Origin of the sequence: Methanosphaera cuniculi (assembly GCF_003149675.1) — an archaeon.
In the GTDB taxonomy this organism is placed as follows: Archaea; Methanobacteriota; Methanobacteria; order Methanobacteriales; family Methanobacteriaceae; genus Methanosphaera; species Methanosphaera cuniculi.
Map to the genome: position 1 here is coordinate 75884 of NZ_LWMS01000010.1, position 25977 is coordinate 101860.

A 25977-nucleotide genomic window follows, 5' to 3' on the forward strand; every position below is an offset into this window, starting at 1 on the left:
TACTACAGTTTTTCTCCAATTATATGAAGATCGTTATATGTAGTATTGAACGATTGTCTGTCCTCCTTAGATTTTTTTATATTTTCTGTTTTCTTTGTATTATTTGTGTTATTCGACTTACTTTCATTAAAATTTAGTGTGTATTTTAATGGTTTATATATTTGATTTCCTGAATAACAAATGGTAATATTATATACAAAACGTGCAGATGAGCTTATTGTTACATATAACTTATCACTGCCATGTTTTATTTGGGTTTTATTGGTTATTGTTTTTCCATTTATTTTTATAACAAAATTTCCACCATAAATGGGCATGTTGGTGGTATTTGTCATAAGACTAATTTGGATTTTATAATCATCAAACCTTTTATATGTATTATTTGATAATGTTGCAATAACATCTTGTGATTCTATGTATAATTTAGAGCTTGTTGTATTTTTGATATACATATTATTTCCACCATATACCACACTAAGTGTATATACTTTATTTGTAAAACTTTGAGGTATAAGATAGTTTAAAGTTGCTATTGAATTATTAACTTTACATAAATTGTTTTACCATTTGTATCTTTCAGGGATTTATAATTAATTTTAAAGACCACTACACCTTTTTTAACTGGATTATTTTCATAATCTAGTATTTTTACAGATAGATTTGTTTTTATTCCAGGTGTTATTTTAAAATCATCCATGTATATTTTCACACTTTTTTTAGTTATATGAAGTGTGGATGTGTTAGTAAAGATTTGTTTTAAATTTCCCTGATGATATATAATATCAAGTCTATTTTCTGTTGCTTGAATACCTTCACTAACATGATAGTTTAGGAATGTTATCTTGTTTTGTTTTATTAATACAGTTCCATTTATTGTTTTTTGATTTAGTTTAAATGCATATTTTCCAGTTAAGTTTGTTTTTATATTCTCAAGTGTAGCTGTAATGTTTATAATTCCACCAGCTTCTGTTGTAATATCATTAAACTTAAGATATGGTTTTGCTATAGAGTAATTTTTAGTTATGAAATTTTGATTATTGAAAGAATCTTTTATATTTATAATAGATTTAATCATACCATATCTTGTTATCTTCATATTATTATCAGAGACAATCATGGAATTATTTTGTCGTATTTGATGAATAAGGTAGGTTTTATTATAAAATAATTCATCATCACAGAAAAGTTTTAAATTTACAGATATGTTATATCCAGAACCATTACCAGTATTTTTAATAAGAACCATTTGGCCAATATTATCACCATAATAGTAGGTTTCAGGTAGGATTGTAACGTTGTATGTGGAAATATTTAATGAAACATAATGAATAATTTTTGAGTTATTTTGAAAATAATTTTCTTTTGTTGTGTTAAGTTGAATTTTAATATCACATGCTTTATTTGAAGTAGCATAGATTTGTAGTATTTTAGTTTCACCAGGATTAAGTTGTGATATAATCCATGTGTTATTTTCTAAATTGCTACTGCTATTTTTTAAAGTTAGTGTATTAGGAATTATATTTTTAACACTAATATTACGTCCTATACCTTTTCCATTATTTGTTATGGTAATATTATAGTTTATTTCATCATCCAGATTATATGAATTTGGTGCCATCAATTTAAGATTGTATAATGGGGATTTAATGGTTATATTTTCATATATTATAGTAGATGTGAAATTAACATTATCAATGTATTCTATTTTTAACTGATTTAGGTTATCATTTTGATTGACGAGTTCATAGTAATATGTACTATTTGTTACTTTTTGTGAATTTATGATTGTTTCATTGATTTTAAGTTGTATTACTCCTGAGTTTATTGTTGTATTGTAGATGGTGTTTGGTTTTATTGTTATGTTAATTGGTATATTTTCATCATAATTAAATGATTTTTTATTCATGTTAAGTGTGATTGTGTTTTGTGTTAGATTGTTTTTTGTGTATGTGTTGTTTTGGGTTTGTTTGTATGTGTTGTTGTTTGATTTAAAGAGATTTGGAGATTTGTTGTTTGTGAAGTTATTTTGTGTTATGTGTGTTTGTCCATCTTTTTGGTTTATTAGTGTATCTTTTAGATAATTTTGGTTAAAATTATTTTCTGATACATATATTGTTGCATTGTTATTTTCAATTCCAATATTTAGGTTGTTTTTTTGTATTAATGATTTTTGTATGTTTAATTTTGATTTTGTATTGTTAATTAAACATGTTGCATTATTTTCTTCTATTATGGAATTTATTATTTCTAGTGTTTCATCATTGATGATTAGTGTTTTATGTTGATTTTCTTTTAGTGTTACGTTGTTTAGTTGTAGTTTTGCCTGGTTTTTTATTAGTGTTGTGTTTGCTGTATTTTGTGTGATAATTGTATTTTCGAGTATTATTTGTTTTGAGTTTATACGATTGTAAATTATTGAATTATTAGCAGTATTTTGTGTTATGTTTGTATTGTTGATTATTATATGTGTTGCATCATAGTTGTAGATGCATGCTCCATTTAAGGCTGTGTTATTGTAGAAGTTTGTATTGTTTAGTGTTAGTGTTGTGGTTGTAGTTGGTGTTTCAATTAAGTATATTGCTCCACCATTTATTGCACTATTTTGTGTGAAGTTTGTGTTGTTTATTGTTAGGTTTGCTTTGTTGTGTATTGCTGCTCCACCTAGGTTTTTTCCGCTAATTTGGTTGTTTTTGAATGTTATATTATTGATTGTTAGATTTCCCTGGTTTTGTACTGCTGCATATATTTGATCGCATGTGTTTGTTATTGTCATGTTAGCTAGTGTTATAGTTGTGTTTTCTGCTATTTTTAGAAATGTTTTTGTGTTTTTTCCATCTATAATGCTTCCTTGACCATTTATTGTTAGGTTGGTTTTCTCACTTTTACTATCCCATGTGATGGGATTTGTTATGATGTAGTTGTCTTTTTTTAGATTAATATGATAGTTACATTCACCTTTAGTTTTTGCATCTTCGATTTGTGTTTCAAGTTGTGTGTAGTTTGTTACTTGTTTTGTTATTGTCGTTGTTGTGGTTGTTGTGGTGTTATCTGTTGCTGTGATTGTATTTATTGTTATTATTGTAAATAGTAATATCAGTATTAATTTTTTATTGTTATTTTTTAGGTTCATATCCTATATATTTTACAATAAATCAATATTTATTTTAAACATTGAATACTTTTAATTTTATTTTTAAACTATATAAATGTTATGGTATAAAATTAAACAATTTCAAAAAAAATAAATAAAATAATAAAAAAATTTTAAAAAAATAAGTAAAAATTAAATTAAAACTAAAATATTTTCTAAAAAATATATGAAAAAATATAAATTAATATAATTACTATTTTACACTTAATTACATTAAATATAAAATCTAATTTAAAATAAACCCATAATATAATAACAAATCAAACCTATAAAAAGAATAAATTATTATTATCAAAAAAAAATGAGGATATATTATGGTAAATTTGGGCTTTGGAATGATGAGACTTCCACAAAAAAATAAAGATGATGAAAAAAGCATAAACTACAATCAACTAAACACAATGGTAGATACCTATATTAAATCAGGTTTCAACTACTTTGATACAGCATATGGATATCATAAAGGAGAATCTGAAGTAGCATTAAAAAAAAGTGTGATAGATAGATATAATCGATCAGATATCATAGTAGCTGATAAACTTCCTGTATATATGATTAACAAACAATCACAACTAAATGAAATATTTAACACACAACTTAAACGAACAAATGCTGGATATTTTGACTACTACCTGCTTCATGATATGGGAATACTATCAGATAAAGAAAACAAAGATATAGATATATTTAGTTTTACAAAAGATCTAAAAAAGCGTGGACTAATTAGAAAACTAGGATTTTCATCACATGCAGATGCAGAATATATAGAAAATATACTTAAAAAACATCCTGAAGTTGATTTTATACAATTACAAATAAATTATCTTGACTGGGAAAATGACACAATACAATCACATAAATGTTATGATGTAGCATGCAAATATAACAAACCCATAATTGTCATGGAACCACTTAAGGGAGGATTCCTTGTAAATGTACCTAAAAAAGCTGAAAAACTAATGCATGATTATAATGGACAAACACCTATAATGTGGGCATTTAGGTTTTTAAGTGGTCTTGATAATATTATAATGATACTCTCAGGTATGAATAATAACAAACAAGTTATTGATAATATACAGATATTTAATGATTTACAACCACTTAATGATGAGGAACTTAATATTTTAGATGAGGTGGTTGATATTATTAATGAAAATATTGCTATTAATTGTACATCTTGTCGTTATTGTATTAGTGTATGTCCTATTGGTATTGATATTGCAAAGCTTTTTGATATGTATAATCATGATATGATTGAAGATGCTCCTGGTTATACTGTTTGTGGTAATATTTATGTTAATTATTCAAAAGATGAAAAAAACCATATTGCCTCAGATTGTATTAAATGTAATAGATGTACTGATCGTTGTCCACAACATTTAAATATTCCAAAACTTATGGATGATGTCAAAAATCGTTTTGAAACAGAAGTATATGGATTTAAAAAATAATACTTATCATTTACATTAACCTTTTTTTTTATTCTCTTTTTTTTGATTATCATCATATTTATTTTAAACAATTTTCTAGTTTTTAATGTATTTTTTTTTAAATATTTTTCACACTATTTTTATGATGATGTCAATATTAAAATAAACAATTTAACATATATATAGATTCTAGTTTTAAATAAAATATATATAGTATAAAAAAAAGAATGATTTCTATATAATATTTTAATAACATAGTTATAAAAGAAATATTATATGAAAAAAACTATAAAAAAAGGTGCTAAAAATAACAGAATTTAACAAATGTACATGTGTAAAAGTAAACAAAGAAAAGATGGATCTAATAAAATCTAAAGGATTAAAACTTCAATGTATATTAGATAAAGCAATGGATAAAGAACTAGAACTTGAATGTCTAACAAACAAAGAAGAAAAAATCAACTTACTAAACGCTGAAATTGAAAAACTAGAACAACAAAAACAAGAAGCAACAAAAAACACAAAAAAACACATCAATGCAATAATAAAAAATCTGGAATTTATACAACAATACGAAGAAAAACAATACGACATACAAATCCAACAACTAACACTAGAAAGAGACTACATAGAAAAACATTGTCTTAAAAAATAGAAAAAAAAGTAAAGATCCAACATAATCCCCCCAATATAATATGAAAAAACACGAATCTTATAATCTTTTTTAAACTTTACTTTTTCACTAAAATAAATTATTTTATTAAAAAAAAATGAAAAAATCTTTTTATTTTAAGAAGTATTAAACATTAAATTCTTTTATTATATTTAAAATAAAAATTAGCAACTTAATCTTAAAAAAAATATTAATCTAACAATTACATGATTATCTCCCAAAAAAAAGACAATAAATAAAAGTATAGCAAAAAAATGGGGGTTGTTAAAATTAAGAATTCCAAACATAATAAACTAAAAGGACCACTAACACAATATGGTCAATATAAAGAATTATTTCATAAAGCAGCACAAATAACATACAAATTAAATAACCTATCACCTGATGAAACTAATGAAAAAAAAGAATTATTTAAACAACTACTAGGATCAATAGGTGAAGATACAGAAATTTTAACACCATTTTACTGTAACATAGGATCAAACATCCACCTAGGTCGTGGATGTTTCATAAACGTAAACTGTAACTTTCTAGATACAGATACTGTTGAAATTGGAGACTACACACTACTAGCACCAGGCGTAAATGTAATATGTGCAGATCATCCAACAAAAACAACACAACGTATAGTACCAAAAAATGATAATTACAATAATAACTACATAAAAGCTGACGGCTCATATGATGAAACAATAAATTACACCTTTACAAATACAAAACAAGAAGTAAAAATAGGAAAAAGATGCTGGATAGGAACAAATGCAATTATACTTCCAGGTGTAACAATAGGTGATAATGTCATAGTAGCAGCAGGCAGTGTAGTAACAAAAGACATACCAGATAATATGATAGTAGGTGGGGTGCCTGCACATATAATCAGGGAAAATAAATAAAAAAAAAGTATATAATATAAAATTAAATTTTTATCAAATAGGAGTGTAGAGTAACAATGAAAAAACTAGGATTTGGAATGATGAGACTTCCAAAATCAGATAAAGACGATGAAACAAGTATAATCCAAGAAGAAGTAGATAAAATGGCTGATCTATTCTTAGAAAAAGGATTCACATACTTTGATACAGCATATGTATATCATGATGGAAAATCAGAAGGAGCATTTAAAAAAGCAGTAGCAGATAAACATCCACATGAAGACTACCAAATAGCAGACAAACTACCAATATTTGCAATAAAAAAAGCAGAAGAAATGGAACCAATATTCCAAGAAGAACTTGAACGTCTTGGAGTTGACTACATTGACTACTTCCTAATACATAATGTAAGTGGATTTTCAGATCATGCACTAAAAAATACAGACCCATTCAAATTTGGAGTAGAAAAAAAAGCTGAAGGAAAAGTAAAACATGTAGGATTCTCATCACATGCAGATGCAAAATACATTGAAGATGTAATAAAACAACACCCTGATATGGATTTTATCCAACTACAGATAAACTATCTTGACTGGGAAAATGATGCAATACAATCTAAAGAATGCTATGAAGTAGCATGTAAATATAACCTACCTGTAATTGTAATGGAACCACTAAAAGGAGGATTCCTTGCAAATGTACCTAAAGAAGCTGAAAAACTAATGCGTGACTATAATGGTCAAAGTCCTGTAGAATGGGCATTCAGATTCCTTATAAGTTTAGATAATGTAATGATGGTATTATCAGGTGCAAGTTCATATGAACAACTTAAAGAAAATATAGAAATATTTGAAGATATTAAACCATTAAATGATGAAGAACTTGAAATACTAAGAAAAGTACGTGAAATAATAAATGCAAACATTGCAATAGACTGTACTGGATGTAACTACTGTCTAAGTTCATGTCCACAAAATATACTCATACCAAAACTTTTTAATATGTATAATGAAGATATGATACAAAATCCAGGACCAACAGAATTTACAGCAGTAGGAAATGCTTATGTAAACTATGCAAAAGAAGCAAAACATGGTCTTGCATCAGATTGTATAGATTGCCAAGCATGTATACCAAAATGTCCACAACACATTAACATACCAGAAGAACTTGTTAAAGTAAAAGATCACTTTGAAACTCCATTATATGGATTCAACCAACAAGAAGAATAAAAAAAGAATAAAATAATCACCTCATCTTCTTCTCCTCTTCATATTATACTTATAAGTATTATTTTTTTAAATTTAGACCAAATAATTAAAGGAGAAAAAAAATGAAAAAACTTGGCTTTGGATTAATGAGACTACCAAAATTAGATAAAGATGACGAATCAAGCGTTGAGTATGAACAAGTAGATAAAATGGCAGAAACTTTTATGAAAAATGGATTTAACTACTTTGACACAGCATACATCTACCATCAAGGAAGAAGTGAAGTAGCATTTAAACATGCTGTAACTGACCATTATCCACGTGAATCATTCATAATAGCAGATAAAATGCCACTACCATTTATAAATAAAGATGAACAACTAGAAAACATCTTCCAAGATCAACTAGAAAGACTTGGTGTAGATTATATTGACTACTACCTGATGCATAATGTATGTGAATCATCAGAAGATGGATACCTTAATGGTAAGACATATGAATTTCTAAAACAGAAAAAAGAAGAAGGATACATTAAACACCTAGGATTTTCAGCACATGATAGTGCAGAATATGTAGAAGAATTCATAAAACAAAACCCTGGAATGGAATTTATACAACTACAAATAAATTACCTAGACTGGGAAAATAATGTACTTCAAGCACGTAAATGTTATGAAGTAGCACAAAAATATAATCTTCCAATAGTTGTAATGGAACCACTAAAAGGAGGATTCCTTGTAAATGTACCTAAAGAAGCTGAAAAACTAATGTGTGAGTATAATGGACAACCACCAATACAATGGGCACTTAGATATGTTGCAGGACTTCCTGGTGTATTTATGGTATTATCAGGTATGAGTTCATATGATCAACTTAAAGAAAATATAGAAATCTTTGATGATATTAAACCATTAAATGATGAAGAACATGAAATAATAAAAAAAGTTGTAGAAATAATTAATAATAACATAGCAGTTGAATGTACAGGATGTAATTACTGTCTAAGTTCATGTCCTGAAAACATTGTGATTCCAGAACTTTTCCAGATATATAATCATCAAATGATTCAAAATACAGATAATTTCACAGCTTATGGGAATGCATATATTAACTATGCTAAAAGTGGAGAACATGGTCTTGCAGGAGATTGTATAAAATGCCAAGCATGTATACCAAAATGTCCACAACACATTAATATCCCAGAAGAACTTGTTAAAGTACGAGATACATTTGAAATTCCATTATATGGATTCAACCAACAAGAAGAATAAAAAAAGAATAAATTTTTATTCTCCCTCTCCTCCTCCTTAATAATAATTTTTATTATTATTTTTCAAACTTTTTTTTAATAAATATATAATAGGTGAAAAAAATGAAAAAACTAGGCTTTGGAACAATGCGACTTCCAATAGCAGATAATGATGATCCCACAAGTGTTATTCAAGATGAAGTAGATATGATGGTAGATACCTTCATGGAAAATGGATTTACATACTTTGACACTGCATATTCATATCATAATGGAACAAGTGAAGTAGCATTAAATAAAGCATTAATTGAAAGATATCCACGAGAATCATATATTATTGCAGATAAACTTCCAATATTTATGATAACAAAACAAGAAGAATTAGAACCAATATTTGAAGAACAATTCAAACGTCTTGGTGTAGATTACATTGACTACTACCTGATGCATAATGTAAGTGGATTATCAGAAGCAGGATTTATTGATGTTAACTCCTTTGAATTTGCAAAAAAGAAAAAAGAAGAAGGATATATTAAAAAATTAGGAATCTCATCACATGCAAATGCAGAATACTTAGATAATATACTAAATCAACACCCTGATATGGACTTCATACAACTACAAATAAACTATCTTGACTGGGAAAACGATGTTGTAGAAGCACGTAAATGCTATGAAGTAGCACGAAAACATGATCTTGAGATAGTTGTAATGGAACCACTAAAAGGAGGATTTCTTGCAAATGTACCTAAAAAGGCAGAAAAATTAATGCGTGATTATAATGGACAAAGTCCTCTAGAGTGGGCTTTACGTTTTGTTGCAGGACTCCCTGGTGTATTTATGGTATTATCTGGTATGAGTTCACAAAAACAGGTAGCTGAAAATGTTAAAATCTTTGATAATATTAAACCATTAAATGATGAAGAACATGAAATTCTAAAAGAAGTTGTTAAAATTATTAATGAAAACATTGCTGTTGAATGTACAGGATGTAATTATTGTATAAATTCCTGTCCTGAAAATATAGCTATTCCTAAAGTATTTGATATGTATAATCTTGAAATGATTGATAATAAAAAGCGATTTACAGCAGTTGTAAATGCATATGTAAACTATGCAAAAGAAGCAAAACATGGTCTTGCATCAGATTGTATTAAATGTGGAGCATGCATAAGTCAATGTCCACAACATATAAACATACCAGAGGAATTAGAAAAAGTAAAAGATACATTTGAAACTCCATTTGAATCATTTTATAAATAAAAAAAAGGTAGTATGTAGTTAAAAGAAGAATATACTCCTTTTTTTTCAATCTACATTTCTCATATTTTTTATTTTTTTTTAGAATTATATTTTAACATCCTTCTTTTTTTTAATTGAATGTTTTTGTTACATTTTTTAGTTGTTCTATTATATTGATTCTTTGTGGACATATTTCCATACAGTTTCCACACTCTATACATGCACTTGGTTTTGGATGATCTGATGTGTAGTTTTCATAATACATTATTGCATGATTATTTTCAAGTATTTTATTTGTGTTATAAAGATCAAAGTATTTTGGTATGTTTATATGCTCAGGGCATCCATCAAGACAGTATCCACAAAAAGTACATGGTATTTCATGGCTACGTCCTATTAGTTTGGCTGCTTTTTTTATTATATCAAGTTGTTTTTGTGTTAGTTTTTTAAATGTCTCGGTTGTATGGATGTTATCTTCTAGTTGCTTTTTTGTGTTCATTCCACTTAGAATCATAAAGACATTATCTAAGTTTAAGTCAAAATCAAGTGCCCATGATGCAAGGGATTTATCAGGATTTGTGCTTTTAAATAGTTTTTTTACATCATCTGGAACATTTATGAGTGTTCCTCCTTTAATTGGTTCCATGACTATTACTGGTTTTTCATATTTACATGCAACATCATAACATCCTTTTGCATCTATAGTTTTATTATTCCAGTCTAGGTAGTTTATTTGTAGTTGTATGAATTCTATTTCTGGATGTTTTTTAAGTGTCTCTTCGATAAATTCAGGTCCATCATGACATGATATACCAATGTGTTTTACATATCCTTTATCTTTCAAGTGTTTTATAAATTCGTATGCTTGAAATTTATCTATTTTTTCTTGGTGTCTTGTTGATGCATTATGTATCATGTAGTAGTCTATATAATTAACTCCTAAACGATCAAGTTGTTCTTGAAAGATTGTTTCCATTTGATCTTTGCTGTTTATGTTAAATATTGGTAGTTTATCTGCTATTATGTATTCATCTCGTGGGTATTTATCTACTATTAGTTCTTTTATTATTTTTTCAGATACTCCTTTATGATATACATGTGCTGTATCAAAGTAGTTAAATCCGTTTTTCATGTAGATGTCTATTAATTCTTTGAGTTCTTCTTTGTTTATGCTTGTTGGATCATCAGGATCTATTAGTGGCAATCTCATAAATCCAAATCCTAGTCTTTTCATATTTAATCACCTATATTAAATTAAGAGTGTAGTGTTTTATCTTCTTTGTGCACCTGGACAGTTTTGTGTACATGTGCTGCATGAAAGTGTGCATCCTGGTATATTGTTCATGCTACTTGTTTGTATTATTTTAATTATATCATCAATTATTATTAGTTCTCTAGAAGTTAGTGGTTGTATATTTTTAAAGATTTGCATGTTTTGTTGTAGTTGTTGTAAAGTTGACATATTTGATATGATATAATCTATATCAGGTATTGAAATTAGATATCTAAATGCCCATGTAAGAGGAGTATCACCTGTTGTGTCCTTGATTAATTCTACTGCTTTTTTAGGTAGATTAAGAAGTAGTCCTCCTTTTAGTGGTTCTGATGCAAATATTGGTATTTTATGTTTACATGCTACATTAAAACACTTTTGCATTTGTAAATTAGGATTATTCATATCTAGGTAGTTTAAGTCAAGTTGTACATAATCAAATACATCATTTTCAGATAAAGTAGTATCTAGTTGTTGATATCCCGCAACGCTTGAAAGTCCTACTTTTTTAATTAGTCCTTCAGTTTTTTTATCATTTAGAAATTCTACTAAGTTATAGTTGTCAATATCTGTTTTTACAGTATATAGATCTGGTATCTGATAGTAGTCAAAATAGTCTAAATTTGTAGTTGTAAGTTGTCTTTTGAAAAATTGGTCAATATCTTCATTATTTTTAAAGCTCATTATTGGTAGTTTATCAATTACTTCAAAGTTTTTATGATCATAATTTTTAACTAGTATATCTGCTATTATATTTTCTGCTTTTTGTCTGTGGTATGTGTATGATGTATCAAAGATGTTAAAGTTATTTTCCATAAAATCTTTTATCATCTGTTTTGTTTTGTCTTCATCTATATTTTTTAGGTTGTTTTTGATTATTGGAAGATTTCTCATTCCAAAGACTAATTTTTCCATTTTGTTATTTTTCCCCCTACTTTGTTTATTTGATTTGTTTTTTCATACTTTTTTTTATTATTTATTTATTGTATTAATATTATTTTATTAATATTTATTAATTAAACATATGAACATGTTTTCATGTAAACTAAAACATATGAGTAGTTTTTCATTTAAAACAAATTTATTTTTATTCTAAAATGATTTAAAGTTATGCCCATACCCCTTAAGGGCTATAATAAATTTAAATACTAATTTAAACAAAGTTAAAAAATAAGAAGAATTAATTATAATTTGCATTAGAAAAAAAGAAAGAACAATTTTAAAAACAAAATAAATTATTAAAAATTGAAACATGAAAGTTAATGCAATTGAATACGACAATTTTTTTAATTCAAAATATAGTCCAAAAAAAATCTTCTAATAAACCAAATATAAAGGAGGGAAAACTTCTATGCATATACCAGATGGATTAATAGGAATGGGATATCCACTACTAGTATCATTACTTCTAGTTATATTAATACTAGCAATAATAATCTATAAATCAAAAGATACTCTTAGTGAAAAAAACATACCAATGATAGCATTACTAACAGTAGTAGCAGTACTAGTACAACTTGTTGAACTACCATTACCTGTTGCAGCATGTGTACATATATCATTAATTACATTCATTACACTATATAACTTTAGAACATCAATTATTGTATATACACTTGTAACAATCATACAAGCTCTATTTATACATGAAGGTGGAGTTTCAACAATAGGATTAAACTTACTTAACCTTGCAATACTAGGACCTGTATTTTCATTAGCATTATACAAAGCATTTGCAAAAATCAACAAATACCTAGCAATAGGAATATCAGCATTTGGAACAATAGTTCTACTTGGAGTTGTAGTATCAATAGAATATGCAATAGCAGGCGTATATCCAATCGGCTTTGGACTTATAACAATAGTACCAATTGAAGCACTTGTAGGAGTACTTGAAGCTGTTGTAACATTAGTATTAATGAAAGCACTAAAAGATATAAAACCAGAACTTGTACCAGTATTAGCTGATAATTAAAAAATAAAATTTATAATATTTTATTTCATCTAACCTCCATTTCATTTTTTTCTTATTTTTTCATAAATAATTTAAATTATTATATTTTTTTAAAATTTTAAATTAAACCTTCTTTTATTAATTAATTTCCCATAAAAAAATTATTAATTCATTATTAAAATTGAAATATTTAATGTTTAATTCCATTAATTTTAGTTAAAACTGATAATAAAAAAAAGAGGTTTATTATGAGGAGAGGAAGGGTTATTTTTTTTTATAAAAAATTTTTTATTTATAATTTAAAGAAGTCTATCGTATTTTGTGTAACTACTTTTGCTAGTTCATCTGCATCCATATTTTTATGTTTTGCTATTGTTTTTAAGATGTGTGGTAAATATTTTGGATCATTACGATTTTTCTTTGGTTTTTTAGGTAAATCTCGTGGAAGTAGAAATGGTCCATCAGTTTCTATCATAAGTTTTTCAGGTGGTATAACTTTTATAGCTTTTAGTAAGTCATCATTTCGTCTTTCATCACATATCCATCCTGTAACACCTATATAACATCCAAGATCCAGGTAGTCTTCAGCTTCATATTTTGTTCCTGTAAAGCAATGTACTACTGATTGTTGTGCCATTTTCTTATGTTTTCTAAGTATTTTTGCAAAATCATCATATGCTTCCCTATCATGTAGAAATAGTGGCATGTTTAACTCTTCAGCTAATTCTACTTGTCTTTCAAACCATTTACGTTGCACATTTTGTGGTGAGTAGTTACGATTATAATCAAGTCCACATTCACCAATTGCTACAACTTGATCATTTTGAGCTAATTGTCTTAGTGTATCTATTGTATTATCATCACATGTTTTTGCATCATGAGGATGTACACCACATGTTGAATAGAGTACTCCAGGATAATTTTGAACGTATTTTGCTGCTTTTATACTTGATGGGATACTACTTCCTGTAACTATTATTTTATCAACATTATTAACTTGAGCTTCTTTAATTACTTCTGCTCGGTCTTTATCATATGATTTGTGCATTAAGTTTAATCCTATATCAATAAGTTTCATAATAGTATGATATATTAAAAATAAAATAAAAAACCTTTCATAAAAAAAAGAGAAGTTATTTTTTTTCTGTTTTTGATAAAATATTAGTTTAAATCTATAAATAAAAAAAAAGAGTATGTATAATAATTTTAAAAAAAAGGTTTTAGGTTGAAGGGAGTGAGTGATGAATTTATAATTTTTCATCACGTAAATCTATTGTATCTTCAAGATCAGGTCCTGTTGATATAATAGTTATTGGTACTCCTACATCTTTTTCTATATCTTCTATGTAATCACGTGCTTCTTGTGATAGTTCTTCGTATTTGTTTACTTTTGCACATTCAGGATATAGTTTGTCAATGCATGTAAGTGCAATTTGTGTTGCTCCATTTATCATACAGGAACGTTTTGCAAATTCTTTATCAAAGAGTCCAACTCTTCTTTTACGTCCTGTTACTACACCATATTCTTCAAGTCCCATTGCTTCTGCTTCTTCTGGTGTAATTTCTGTTGGGAATGGTCCTTCTCCAACACGTGTTATGTATGCTTTTAGAATTACAATTACTTCATCAATTTTGGTTGGTCCAACTCCTACATCTGCTGCTGCGGTAGATGCACATGTATCTTTACTTGTTACATATGGATATGTTCCATAGTATAATGATAAACCGAATCCTTGTGATCCTTCAATAAATACATTTTCTCCATTATCAATTGCTTCATTTACAATTGTAGGTACATCAGCGATGTATTCTTCAAGTTCTACTACATCTTTTGCATAGTCGATTTTACGATTAATTCTATCTGCATTTGCAGGTCCACATCCACTACCTGTTGTTCCAATCTTTTTTGATAAATATGATGATGCTTTATCAGCTTCAATATGCTCATCTGTGATAATTGCACAGTTTGCATCCATAAAGGTTCTTCCTTCAAGATCATACTTATTTAGGTATTCAAGTTCATGTTTGAATACTTCTGGATTTACTAGTACTCCAGCACCAATTAATAGTTTTGCATCTGTGTTGAAGAAACCAGAAGGTGTAAGTCTTAAACCATACTTTTCTCCGTTATGTTCTACAGAGTGTCCAGCATTTGGTCCTACTCCAGCTCTTGCAATAATTTCAGGTTTATCTTTGGTACAAAAGTAGGTAATACATTTACCTTTACCTTCGTCACCCCATTGTCCCCCAACTAATATGGTACATGTCATTATATTGTATCTCCCTAATTTGATAAAAAAAGAGGTTATTTGTCTAAAAGAAAGTTTTTTTTTGGAATTTATTAATTCTTTCTAATTTCTTTTACTCTTTTTTTTGTTATTTTCCTATAAAATATATATTAAATTTATTAATAAAAAAATTACTAAAATTTTATGATTAATACAAACTATGAGAAAAAATAAAAAGAGTCAAATTCTTTTTAGTTTAAATTGAAAAAATACTATTTTTAAGCCCCTTTTATTATCATCCGATAATATCTTTTTTTTAAGGATAGTTTTTTTTTCTTTTATTTTATTATATGAAAATGAGTTGTATTAATAAAAAAATTAGATTCATTCTTTATTTTTTTTCTCTTATTTAATTTTTATTTCATAACTTTCGAATATATCTTAAGTCATTTACTTATATATTTATATTTACATTAAAATAAAAAGCTTTCTATAATTACTTATTAATTAATCAAAAAAAAGTTAGTAAAAAAAAAGTAGAAATTAGGATTTTCATAGTTTAATTATTCATCCTGTGTTATACCTAAGTGTTTTTGTATTTTCTTGTTATCTTCACTTAGTATTTCCATGTTATCTTCTATGTTTGATGTTAGTTCGGCGAAACTATTTGATGATTCAACTTGACTAAATTCTATAAATGAAAGTATTTTATTTGATCTAGTATTTATTGTTTCAAAATTCTCATTTAATTTATCAGTTGTTTCAACAAATTCATGTCTTAAGTTTTCATTTTCATCTATTGCTTTTCTCAAATCAAAGTTATGATTAAATAGTTGCTTATTTTCACGTAGAATATTTTTATTTTCAGCTTTTAGTAGTTCCATGTCTTTTTTAAGTTCATTAAGTTGGTTTTCGTATTGTTTTATGTAGTTTTCTTTTTCTCTTATTTGAATATCTTTATCTTGAATAGCTTTATTTTTAGACTCTATGGTACTATTTTGATTTTTAATCTTGTTATCTTTGTCTTTTATTTGTGAGTTTCTAAGATTTATAAGATCATCTTTATTTTTAATAACTTTATCTTTATGTCTTATATCCTTCCACATTTGTTTGTTTTCTAGTTTAAGTTTGTTATACTGGTTTTTGTAGAACTTGAAGCTGTTACTTGAGTTTAATATCTTTTCATATATTTTTTTAAATACCATATGCTAAACCTTTTTTATGTTGAATTATTTTTTATTATTAATTTATGTTTTTAATAAGTATTTTATTTTTTCTTATAAATGAAATAAAAAAAATGTGAAATTAATAAAAAATCAATATTAGTAAGAAATAACATAACTAAATATTAATAAAAATTACTTTAAAGAAGATAAATTTTATATGAGGTTTTATTTTATATGAAATATGATTATTTAATTGTTGGATCAGGATTATTTGGTTCAGTATTTGCACATGAAATGACAAAAAAAGGAAAAAAATGTCTCATAATAGAAAAAAGAGATACAATTGGTGGAAACATATACACAGAAAAACAAGAAAACATCAACGTACATAAATATGGAGCACACATCTTCCATACAAGTGATGATGACATATGGAATTATGTAAATCAATTCATTAAATTTAACAGATTTACAAACTCACCAATAGCAAACTATAAAGGAGAACTATACAATCTACCATTTAATATGAATACATTCTACAAACTATGGAAAACAAAAACACCACAAGAAGCATATGAAATGATAGAATCAGAAAAAGAAGAATATAAAACAGAAGACCCACAAAATCTAGAAGAACAAGCAATAAATCTAGTAGGACCTACAATATATGAAAAACTAATTAAAGGATATACAGAAAAACAATGGGGAAAACCATGTGATCAACTACCATCATTTATCATAAAAAGATTACCTGTACGTTTCACATATGATAACAACTACTTCAATGACCTATATCAGGGAATACCATTTAATGGATATACAGAACTAATTGAAAAACTAACAGATGGAATTGATATAAAACTCAATACAAATTACTTTGATGATAAACAAAAATGGGATGAAATAGCAGATAAAGTACTTTTCACTGGAATGATTGATGAATACTATGACTACTGTTATGGAGAACTAGAATATCGTGGTCTTAACTTTGAATCAGAAACACTTGATATACCAAATTATCAAGGAAATGCAGTTATAAACTATACAGAAGCACAAATACCATACACACGTATCATTGAACATAAACACTTTGAAAACAGTGAATCTGATAAAACAATCATCACACGTGAATATCCAAAAACATGGACTAAAGGTGAAGAAGCATACTATCCTGTAAATGATGATAAAAACTCCCAGTTATATGCAAAATACAAAGATCTAGCAGACAAAGAAGATAAAATCATCTTTGGTGGAAGACTAGGAATGTATAAATACATGAACATGGATGAAGTAATAAAAGAAGCATTAAACCTAGCAGAAGCTCAATAAAAAAAATAACAGCATAGCTTGTAATTTTTTTTTAGAATAAATCACCACCTTCTTTTAACTTTTTTTTATACTTAAAATTTTTTCTAAATTAACAATTTTTTTCTAGATTAACAAATTATACCAAGAGTTTTTTTTTTATAATATTAAAAAAAATATTCTACTTTTTTTTAAATTATACTTATTCATGAGTAAATTTTTAATATCTGAATTAAGATAAATATATTATAATAAAAAGAAAATTTTTTAAAATAACCGGGTAATATAATGGTAAAAGTCTCAGTAATAATGCCTATATATCAAGCAGAAGAATTTCTTGAAAGAACCTGCACTAATTTTTCAAAACAAACACTAAATGATATAGAACTTATCTGTATAAATGATGGATCAGTAGATAATACACAAAAAATCCTTGAAAAACTAGCAGAAAAATATGATTTTATAAAAATAATAAAACAATCAAATCAAGGATCAGGAATAGCAAGAAATAATGGGATAAAAAAGGCAACAGGTGAATACATAGCATTTCTAGATGCAGATGACATATACATAGATGATAATGCACTTGAAAAAATGTATAATTATGCAAAAAAACATGATGCAAATATAGTATGTGCAAATCTTGAACGAATATCAACAACAATGAAAAAAGAAGGAAACTTCAACTATGATGAAGATAACTACACCAAGTTCACAGAATATAACATACTAAATCCAGAGGAATATGGAATACCATGGGCATTTTATAAAAATATCTATAAAAGAAAATTTCTAGAAGATAACAATATAACATTTCCATCACTTAGTCGTGGACAAGATCCTGTATTTCTAGCAGAAGCATTAACTAAGACTGATAAAATACACACAACACCTGTAACATTATATGGATATAATCACCAAGCAAATGGCGGAGCAAACAATAAAGTAGATGATTATCAAAAGAAATATGACTACATAAAACACTATCATGACACAATTAAAATACTAGAAGATAATAACTACTATAAAACTGCACAAAAATACAAAGATCAACTAATAATCTACATGTCACTTATAAATAACCGTGAAGATCAACAACTACTTAAAATAATACATGAAATATTTGAAGATAAAAATCCTACATACTTTAATACACCTAGTGAAGAACAAATATATCTAAGAATCTGTATGCTTAATCATAATGATAATAAATCATTTTATAATGAACTACAAACAACCAAAAAAGCACTACTTGAAGTAACACTCAGTACAACAAATTTCATAAATCCAAAAATATTAAGAAAATATAACATAGAACTTAAAAAACTTGATAATCAAAAAGAAGATGATCTTAAACAACTAAAACAATTAAATCAAAAGATCGAAAACTCATCAAGCTGGAAAATAACAGATCCTCTACGTAAATCTAAAAAAGGAACAATAAAAGTACTTAAAAAATGTAAACATTCACTGGTGAAACTATGGTAAAAGTATCAGTTGTAATACCAATATATAATGTTGAAAAATACTTACATGATTGTCTTGATACAATAGTAAATCAAACACTAAAAGATATTGAAATAATCTGTGTAAACGATGGATCAACAGATAGTTCTCTTGAAATAATAAAAGAATATGCAAATTGTGATGATCGAATAACAGTAATTGATCAACCTAACGGAGGACATGCTGTAGCAACAAACGTAGGAATACAACATGCAACCGGAAAATACCTATTTTTAATGGATTCAGACGACATACTAAAACTCAACGCATTAAAAGACACATATAAAATAGCAGAAGATAAAAATGTGGACTTCGTACTATTTAAAGCTATTAACTATGATGATGAACAAGATAAATACTATGAAGCTGAAAACTACAGTATGAACATGGTAGCACACCGTGTAAAAGACAACGTATTTAGTTATGATGATATAAAAGACTTAATTTTTAAAATAACAGTAACACCATGGAGTAAACTGTACAATCGAAAGTTCATCATGGATAATAATATAACATTCCCTGAAGGACTTGTATTTGATGATAATGTATTTTTCTGGAGAGTACTTTTTAGTGCAAAACGAATATACTTCCACCCAGAATTTCTATTTACAAGAAGATGGTATGCAACTTCATCAACAACAGCAGGAGACAGACGATTTATTGACTCAATAGAAATATATAACTTAGTATGGGATGTATTTCGCGAATATGGTGTATTTGATGAGCATAAAAAAACATTATATAACAACAAGGTATTTTTAGCAAATATGAGATTTCGGAAAATTAAGGATGAATTTAAAGAAGAATATTTTATGCATATGAAAGATGATTTTTTAAAAATACTATCTGATGAAAAATTATATGATGATTTTATAGCTAACTTATCATATAAAAATAAGAAAATCTATGAACAAGTTCTAATAACACAATCAGCTGAGGAATTCATGTTATGCAGATCAACATATGACATGCTAAACTCATCAAGCTGGAAAATAACTAAACCTCTTCGAAAATCAAAACAAGTAGCTAAAAAAGCATATCATAAAATAAAAAAATAAGCTAGATTTTTTTATAGAAAAAAACCTTATTTTTTTTGCATCATCCCTTCCATTTTTTTTTACAAAAAAAAAGTTCTGTAGATAATAAAATATTTTTTTTTATTCACAGAACCTTTTAAAATATTAATAGTCTTTTTTTTGTAATTTTATTTTTTATTTTCCTTATAATAGTTATTTAAGTACTTATTTGCTTTTTCATCATCTATATTTAAATTAGATTTCAATTTATTTATTATTTCATCATCTTCTAATTTAAATTCAATATATGTACTTATAATACCTCTTATTTCTCCTATTTTTATTCCTCTTTCTTCTACTATTGAATCATATAGTGTTTTTATTATAATATTTACTTTTTCATTTAATTTAGTATCATTTCCATACTTACTATTTAAATATTTAAATAAATTACTAATAGCCAATAATAAGATGTGCATATCTTCTGGATTTATTTTTCCACTTTCTTGTAATTTGATGATTTCTTCTGCTGTTTGTTTTGCACTTTGCATTACTTTTTGCATTTGATCATCAATTTTATCCTTATTTTCTGTTTTTTCTTTGTTTAATTTTAGAAGTTCTTCTTTAAAGTTAAAAAGTTGTAGTGGTAGTAATGGATATAATTTATTTTGGATCATTTCCTGTGTTGAATATTGAGAGCATTTCATTACTGGTATTTCATAGTCTTTTTCTTGTTCATCTGGGAGAACTATTTTCATATCCATATGATTTGGTATATTATTTTCTCCAATGAATATTATTATATCCTCTGGCATGTGAAATACTATTTTATCATCATTTTGTTTTCTTTTTTCATAATATTTTTGTTTTGCATATAAAAGATCGTATTCAAACATGTATTTTATTGATGTTTTATCTTTTTTTGTTTGAAATTTAATATGATAGTTTTAAGTTTTCTTCTTTGATTTTAGTTCTAATATTAAATCTGATTTTAAAACATTATTTTGTAGTATTGTAAATTCAGGAGTTTCTTGAGTTATTGTTGTATCTTTGATGCTATAATTTTCATGAAATATTGTATTTATCATGTTTATAAGAACTTTATTTGAAACTGTAAATAATGATTTTAAAATTTCATCAAGTTTTATGCATTCTATTTTTTCTATTTTGTTTGTGTTTTCTTTATTCATAATGATTATAATTTTTCTCCTATATCATCTTATTTTTTCTAAAAAAAATTATATTTTATTAATAATTTTTTAGAATTTTTAAAATTAAATAAGTTAATGTATAATCTTATATTATTTAGTACTATTTATATATTTTTACTATTTTTATTGAAAAATAGTTTAATTATTTTATGATATTTATATAAGATTATTTATATTTTATAAAAATTATCTACATTTTTTTAAAAAAAAATAATTTAAAACATATTAATTTATTTAGAAAAACTAGATAAAATCAGAGGCATAAAATAAAGATAGAAAAAAAATTTTATCCTAATTAAAAAAATAAAAAAAAGAATAGAATATAGATAAACTAACATTTATATTTTAAGTGTTTTTATGAATTGGTCTATCATGTCTTCTAGGTATTCACGCTTTATTAGTGTTTTAAGATATTCATCAGGTATATAGTCATCACCATAATATAGTCCTGCTACATCTCCTGTTATTTTTGCATTTGTATCTGTATCTTCACCAAGATTTGCTGCCATTAGTATTGCATCTTTATAATTATCTGTATGATAACAACAGTAAAATGCAATTTCAAGTGCATTTAATACAAAGCCTGTACTTTCAAGTTCATCTAATGAAATGTTAAAGAAGTTATCTGAAAATAGTCTATTAAACCTACGACTTACAGATCCTTTATACTTATCTTTTGCCTTATTTTTTGCATTTGTTAGTATTTCTTTAAATTCCATTTCAGGATTATCAAGTATTTCATATACTAAAATATTATAAATATTACAAGATGTATAACTTACAGGGTGTGCATGTGTAAGGGATGATACATTTTTAATAATTTCACAAGCATCTTCTATACTATAGTCATTTGCATATAAATAAAGACATACTGGTATTAATCTCATTAATGATCCATTACCATTACTATGATCATCATCTAATCCACACTTAAGTGCTTCTGTACCTTTTCTATATTGATCAATTGTATATCGTGTTGTACGTCCAACATCAAATGTTTCATTATGTGGCGTATATTTTGCCTCATATAACCATTCACTGAATTTATCCATCATATCTGTATAGTTAATTTCATCATTTTCTATTATACTATCAATTAATGCAAGTGTCATTGATGTATCATCAGACCATGTACCTGGTGGCTGGTTATAGGTTCCATATCCTATCATCTTAGATATAGGATTTTCTGCTATTTCACTACGTGATAGAAATTCATATGGAACACCTAGTGCATCACCTACTATTCCTCCTAGTATTGATCCATAAACTTGATTTTTATTAATTGGCATAAATATTCTCATCTCAACTTTTTTTTCATTATATTTAATTTATTTAATATATAATTGATTTCTAGTTTTTAATATAATAATATACTATTATTGTAGTAAAAATATTAATTTTAAAAATAACATAAATTTATAGTATACTAATAAAAACAATTTTTTTAATAGAGAAAAAAAATAATAATAAAATTTATAGGGGTTATAATACTTTGGATTTTGAAATAAAATATAAAGATGCAATGGGACGAATAGGAAAATTCACAACACCACATGGAACTGTTACAACACCAGCACTAATGCCTGTAGTACATCCTGGAAAACAAACACTAGATGTTAAAAAACTAGGTGCTGAAATTGTAATTACAAACTCATATATAATCTATAAAAATGAGGAACTTAAAGAAAAAGCATTAAAAGATGGAGTACACCCACTTATCGACTTTCCACATACAATAGAAACAGACTCAGGATCATTTCAACTATCAGTATATGGAGATATTGACATAACAAATGAGGAAGTAATTAAGTTTCAAGAAGCAATAAAAACAGACATTGGAACATCACTTGATATTCCAACAGCACCATATGTAAAACGATCAAAAGCAGAAGAAGATCTGGCAATTACAATAGAACGTGCAAAACAAGCAGCAGAAGTAAATGAAGAACTTATCTTAAATAGTGTAGTTCAAGGATCAACATTCCCAGATTTAAGATTAAAATGTGCTGAGGAAATATCAAAATTTGATGCAGATATTTATCCAATAGGTGCTGTTGTACCTCTTATGGAAATGTATAGATATGCAGATTTAGTTGATGTTGTAATGTATTCAATACGAGGATTACCAGAAGATAAACCACGCCACCTTATGGGTGCAGGACATCCAATGGTATTTGCACTAGCAGTTGCAATGGGATGTGACCTATTTGATAGTGCAGCATACATACTATATGCAAATAAAGATAGATTCATGATGCCAGATGGAACATTAAGACTTGAAGATCTTATTGAAATGCCATGTAGTTGTAGAGTATGTTGTGAATACACACCAGATGATTTACGTAAAATGCCACAAGATGAACGGGCAAAACTAATAGCAGAACATAATTTACACATAAGTTTTGCTGAAATTAGACGTATACGTCAAGCAATTGTAGATGGAGAACTAATGAAACTTGTTGAACTACGTTGTCGTGCACACCCATTCTTACTTGATGGATTAAGAAGACTTAAAGAATACCAAAAAGATATGATGAAACTTAATCCAAGTAGTAAAAAGAATGCATTCTTCTATACAGGTGAAGAAACACTAAATCGTCCTGAAGTTCTAAAACACCAAAAACAACTAGAAAACATACAACCAACAAGCAATAGTCTTGTTATACTACCACATACAAGAAAACCATACACTAAATATCTTAACAAAGAATACATAAAAAAATACACACCTGAAATAGTATCATATTATACTAACTCATGTAACTTAGACTTCTCTGATGCTGATGTTGTAGTAGCAGATATACCATTTGGAATAATACCTCTTGGTGTTGATGAATTCTATCCTCTAGCACAAAATGAATCACCAGCAATACATGATGAAGATGCAAAACAATTTATGAAAAAAGCAATATGTGATTATACAAATAAGTATGATAATATATTAATTCATAAAAAAATTGTAGATAAATATGACCTAGATTTAACTGATGAATATACTATTGTTGATGCTCCAATAACTCTACCTGATGCTAAAATATCAGACTTTGATCGTCTTAAAATGATAGCAGACTACCAGTTTGGTACAAATGCAGGTAATGTTCTTTTTGGTGATGATCCTGATAAAATTAAGATTGAAAAAAGTCGAAAAACAGGTAAAATACGACATGTCTTTGAAGATAAACAAAACATTGTAAATATGCGTGCAAATGATGGATTTTTAATCTTATCTGATCTTGGAGCAAAACGGTTACATGAAGCATTTGATGCACCACACATGCGTGTTGTAGTAGCAGAAGATGCAGAAGAATATGCACGTAAAGGAAAATCAGTATTTAATAAATTTGTATTAGATGTTGATGAACCAATCAGACATAATGATGAAGTACTAATAGTAAATGGTGATGATGAACTACTAGCATTTGGAAAATCATTACTTTCAAGCTATGAAATTAAGGATTTTAACTCCGGACAAGCAATAAAAACACGAAAATGGAAAAATCAATAAAAAAAAAGGGGAAAGGAGTGTATTAACTTATGGCAACAGAACTAAAAGTAAAACCAATAAAAAATGGAACTGTAATAGATCATATAAAACAAAATCGTGCATTAAACATATTAAGCATGCTAAATCTACCAGATTCTGAAACATCAATTATGGTTGCAATAAATGTGGAATCACCAGACATGCAACATAAAGATATAATTAAAATTGAAGGACGAGAATTATCACAAGAAGAAGTAGATAAACTCGTACTACTAGCACCTAAAGCAACACTTAACATAATACGAGACTATGAAATTGTAAGAAAATCACAACTACAATTAAATGATGAAATAACAGGTGTAGTAGAATGCAGTAACCCTAATTGTATAACAAATACAAATGAACCAATAGAAAACAAATTCAAAGTAGTAAGCAAAGAACCATTACTACTTAAATGTCACTTCTGTGAACGTGATATGGACTATGAAGATATAGAATCACAATTCTAAAACTTTAGTATGAAATTAATAACTACCAATTTTTTTAGGTGGTGTAACATCTATATGAAGATCTTAAATAAAAAAATACACATAACAACAAACAATAAAACACAAATGATAAACATAACAGGTGAAATACAACAGATAATAGACAACGAAAACATAAATGAAGGACTAATAAACATACAAACCAAACATACAACCACAGCAATCATAATAAACGAAGATGAAGAAGGACTAAAAGATGACTTCATCAAATTCATAAACGATATAATACCAGAAAGTGAATATAAACATGATCGTATCGATAATAATGCAAAAAGCCACCTTCAAAGTATGATACTAAATTCAAACCAAACCATACCCCTAATAAATGGAGAATTAAACCTTGGACGATGGCAGAGCATATTCTTCATAGAACTAGATGGATCTAGAATGAATCGTGTAGTTGAAATAACAATACTAACAAAAGATTAAATCTCTTAACCACCATTTTTTTTTAT

23 protein-coding genes are annotated in these 25977 nt (G+C 26.7%); 13 read left to right on the top strand and 10 right to left on the bottom strand.

The window, feature by feature from the left end:
• Positions 1-2: 2 nt before the first annotated feature.
• Together MSCUN_RS01920 and MSCUN_RS01925 are read right to left on the bottom strand one after the other, a co-directional pair.
• A complete protein-coding gene (locus tag MSCUN_RS01920) occupies positions 3-452 on the bottom strand; it encodes a hypothetical protein (protein WP_095609081.1) in 450 nt (149 codons plus the stop codon).
• Between the two features lie 77 nt (positions 453-529).
• Entirely contained in the window at positions 530-3130 is a 2601-nt protein-coding gene (locus MSCUN_RS01925) for a DUF11 domain-containing protein (protein WP_095609082.1), read from the bottom strand.
• Between the two features lie 335 nt (positions 3131-3465).
• On the opposite strand from MSCUN_RS01925, the gene MSCUN_RS01930 reads away from it, so the two are divergent.
• The 6 genes from MSCUN_RS01930 to MSCUN_RS01955 all read left to right on the top strand — a co-directional run bounded on the left by MSCUN_RS01930 (position 3466) and on the right by MSCUN_RS01955 (position 9852).
• On the top strand, positions 3466-4605 hold the full coding sequence (locus MSCUN_RS01930) for an aldo/keto reductase (RefSeq protein WP_095609083.1): 1140 nt from the start codon (positions 3466-3468) through the stop codon (positions 4603-4605).
• A gap of 277 nt (positions 4606-4882) precedes the next feature.
• Entirely contained in the window at positions 4883-5239 is a 357-nt protein-coding gene (locus MSCUN_RS01935; RefSeq protein ID WP_245837665.1) for a hypothetical protein, read from the top strand.
• A 272-nt stretch (positions 5240-5511) separates the two neighbouring features.
• A complete protein-coding gene (locus tag MSCUN_RS01940) occupies positions 5512-6150 on the top strand; it encodes a sugar O-acetyltransferase (protein ID WP_095609084.1) in 639 nt (212 codons plus the stop codon).
• 56 nt (positions 6151-6206) lie between these two features.
• Positions 6207-7361, top strand: coding sequence for an aldo/keto reductase (locus tag MSCUN_RS01945; protein WP_095609085.1), 1155 nt, complete (start codon positions 6207-6209; stop codon positions 7359-7361).
• 101 nt (positions 7362-7462) lie between these two features.
• The gene (locus MSCUN_RS01950; RefSeq protein ID WP_095609086.1) at positions 7463-8611 is read left to right on the top strand and encodes an aldo/keto reductase; all 1149 of its coding nucleotides are present in this window, start codon (positions 7463-7465) and stop codon (positions 8609-8611) included.
• 101 nt (positions 8612-8712) lie between these two features.
• Positions 8713-9852: an aldo/keto reductase gene (locus MSCUN_RS01955; protein WP_095609087.1), complete on the top strand. Its 1140-nt coding sequence runs from the start codon at positions 8713-8715 to the stop codon at positions 9850-9852.
• Between the two features lie 109 nt (positions 9853-9961).
• Here the strand turns inward: MSCUN_RS01955 and MSCUN_RS01960 are convergent, their stop codons facing one another.
• Together MSCUN_RS01960 and MSCUN_RS01965 are read right to left on the bottom strand one after the other, a co-directional pair.
• Positions 9962-11065 (bottom strand): aldo/keto reductase, encoded by a 1104-nt coding sequence (locus tag MSCUN_RS01960; protein WP_095609088.1) that lies wholly within the window; start codon positions 11063-11065, stop codon positions 9962-9964.
• A 36-nt stretch (positions 11066-11101) separates the two neighbouring features.
• Complete coding sequence (locus tag MSCUN_RS01965) at positions 11102-12019, bottom strand: aldo/keto reductase (protein WP_095609089.1); 918 nt, start codon at positions 12017-12019, stop codon at positions 11102-11104.
• Positions 12020-12455: 436 nt separating this feature from the next.
• On the opposite strand from MSCUN_RS01965, the gene MSCUN_RS01970 reads away from it, so the two are divergent.
• Positions 12456-13079 (top strand): energy-coupling factor ABC transporter permease, encoded by a 624-nt coding sequence (locus MSCUN_RS01970; protein WP_095609090.1) that lies wholly within the window; start codon positions 12456-12458, stop codon positions 13077-13079.
• A gap of 271 nt (positions 13080-13350) precedes the next feature.
• On the opposite strand, the gene MSCUN_RS01975 is transcribed toward MSCUN_RS01970, so the two are convergent.
• The 3 genes from MSCUN_RS01975 to MSCUN_RS01985 all read right to left on the bottom strand — a co-directional run bounded on the left by MSCUN_RS01975 (position 13351) and on the right by MSCUN_RS01985 (position 16491).
• Entirely contained in the window at positions 13351-14139 is a 789-nt protein-coding gene (locus MSCUN_RS01975) for a TatD family hydrolase (RefSeq protein WP_095609138.1), read from the bottom strand.
• Between the two features lie 166 nt (positions 14140-14305).
• Complete coding sequence (locus MSCUN_RS01980) at positions 14306-15328, bottom strand: adenylosuccinate synthetase (protein ID WP_095609091.1); 1023 nt, start codon at positions 15326-15328, stop codon at positions 14306-14308.
• A 521-nt stretch (positions 15329-15849) separates the two neighbouring features.
• Entirely contained in the window at positions 15850-16491 is a 642-nt protein-coding gene (locus MSCUN_RS01985) for a hypothetical protein (protein WP_095609092.1), read from the bottom strand.
• 195 nt (positions 16492-16686) lie between these two features.
• Between MSCUN_RS01985 and glf the strand changes: the two genes are divergently transcribed.
• The 3 genes from glf (at position 16687) to MSCUN_RS02000 (ending at position 20321) form a co-directional block, all read left to right on the top strand.
• Entirely contained in the window at positions 16687-17781 is a 1095-nt protein-coding gene (gene glf / locus MSCUN_RS01990; RefSeq protein ID WP_095609093.1) for a UDP-galactopyranose mutase, read from the top strand.
• Positions 17782-18045: 264 nt separating this feature from the next.
• A complete protein-coding gene (locus MSCUN_RS01995) occupies positions 18046-19245 on the top strand; it encodes a glycosyltransferase family 2 protein (protein ID WP_095609094.1) in 1200 nt (399 codons plus the stop codon).
• Positions 19239-20321, top strand: a complete 1083-nt coding sequence (locus tag MSCUN_RS02000; protein WP_095609095.1) for a glycosyltransferase family 2 protein — start codon at positions 19239-19241, stop codon at positions 20319-20321. Before MSCUN_RS01995 ends, MSCUN_RS02000 begins: the two co-directional genes overlap by 7 nt.
• A gap of 146 nt (positions 20322-20467) precedes the next feature.
• On the opposite strand, the gene MSCUN_RS02005 is transcribed toward MSCUN_RS02000, so the two are convergent.
• The 3 genes from MSCUN_RS02005 to MSCUN_RS02015 form a co-directional block, all read right to left on the bottom strand.
• Positions 20468-21175 carry a hypothetical protein gene (locus MSCUN_RS02005; RefSeq protein WP_095609096.1) on the bottom strand — a complete coding sequence of 236 codons (708 nt, stop codon included), beginning with the start codon at positions 21173-21175 and terminating at the stop codon, positions 20468-20470.
• A 51-nt stretch (positions 21176-21226) separates the two neighbouring features.
• The gene (locus MSCUN_RS02010; protein ID WP_095609097.1) at positions 21227-21469 is read right to left on the bottom strand and encodes a hypothetical protein; all 243 of its coding nucleotides are present in this window, start codon (positions 21467-21469) and stop codon (positions 21227-21229) included.
• Between the two features lie 359 nt (positions 21470-21828).
• A complete protein-coding gene (locus tag MSCUN_RS02015; RefSeq protein WP_170103990.1) occupies positions 21829-22779 on the bottom strand; it encodes an ADP-ribosylglycohydrolase family protein in 951 nt (316 codons plus the stop codon).
• Between the two features lie 203 nt (positions 22780-22982).
• Between MSCUN_RS02015 and tgtA the strand changes: the two genes are divergently transcribed.
• The 3 genes from tgtA to MSCUN_RS02030 are packed head-to-tail and all read left to right on the top strand — an operon-like array spanning position 22983 to position 25951.
• Positions 22983-24995, top strand: coding sequence for a tRNA guanosine(15) transglycosylase TgtA (gene tgtA, locus MSCUN_RS02020; RefSeq protein ID WP_095609099.1), 2013 nt, complete (start codon positions 22983-22985; stop codon positions 24993-24995).
• Between the two features lie 29 nt (positions 24996-25024).
• On the top strand, positions 25025-25483 hold the full coding sequence (gene pyrI, locus MSCUN_RS02025; protein WP_095609100.1) for an aspartate carbamoyltransferase regulatory subunit: 459 nt from the start codon (positions 25025-25027) through the stop codon (positions 25481-25483).
• Positions 25484-25537: 54 nt separating this feature from the next.
• Positions 25538-25951 (top strand): secondary thiamine-phosphate synthase enzyme YjbQ, encoded by a 414-nt coding sequence (locus tag MSCUN_RS02030; RefSeq protein WP_095609101.1) that lies wholly within the window; start codon positions 25538-25540, stop codon positions 25949-25951.
• Positions 25952-25977: the final 26 nt, after the last annotated feature.